1 protein-coding gene is annotated in these 708 nt (G+C 45.6%); it reads left to right on the top strand.

Annotated features, from left to right (window positions below; genetic code table 11):
* Nucleotides 1-128: 128 nt before the first annotated feature.
* A partial coding sequence (locus tag R7Z77_RS25605) for a PhoX family protein (protein ID WP_318137082.1) occupies nucleotides 129-708 on the top strand: 580 nt, incomplete at its 3' end.

Raw genomic sequence — 708 nt, 5'->3', positions numbered from 1 at the left:
CGTTTATTGAGTGATCACATCATTGAAATACAAGTTTCATATAGATTGAGCATTTCTGTCATTTTTCTTCTCCAGACTTCTTGCCGTTCAACAATTTATTCACTAACTATAAGATCGGGAAAGTAAAAATGAGCAAGGAAACCTTCGACGCAACGCGTTATAACCAAAGCGATAACAAGCCTTTTGAAGAAGTACTAGAAGCGAGTCTATCTCGTCGTAGCATCTTAAAAGGTGGCCTTGGTATCAGCGCAATGACTGCGTTTGGTGCTTTTGGATTGGCGGGCTGTAACTCTTCGAGCTCTGGCACGTCGGCAAGTAACGGTTCTGGCGTTTCGAAAGCGGTACTTAACTTTGACTCAATTCCTGGCTCGTTGACTGATGCCGTTTCTATTCCACAGGGTTATACCGCTCAGGTACTGGTACCTTGGGGTACACCGCTGAATGCTCAAGGCAGCGCGTGGAAAAATGATGGCAGCAATACCAGCTCAGACCAACTTAACGCGTTGGGCATGCACCATGATGGCATGCACTTTTTCCCATTAAATGACAGTACGACCGACGGCCTGCTTTGCATCAACCATGAATACATTGATACATCAGCACTGCATCCAAACGGTCCAACAGTTGCGAATGGCGTTCGCACAATAGTTGATGAAGTTCGCAAAGAGATTAACGCTCACGGCGTTTCCGTTGTTCGTATTCAGCTAG

It is taken from the genome of Vibrio sp. 1401, from assembly GCF_033340295.1.
The sequence above is the reverse complement of the archived record's forward strand: the minus strand, read 5'-3'. Positions and strand labels throughout refer to the sequence as shown.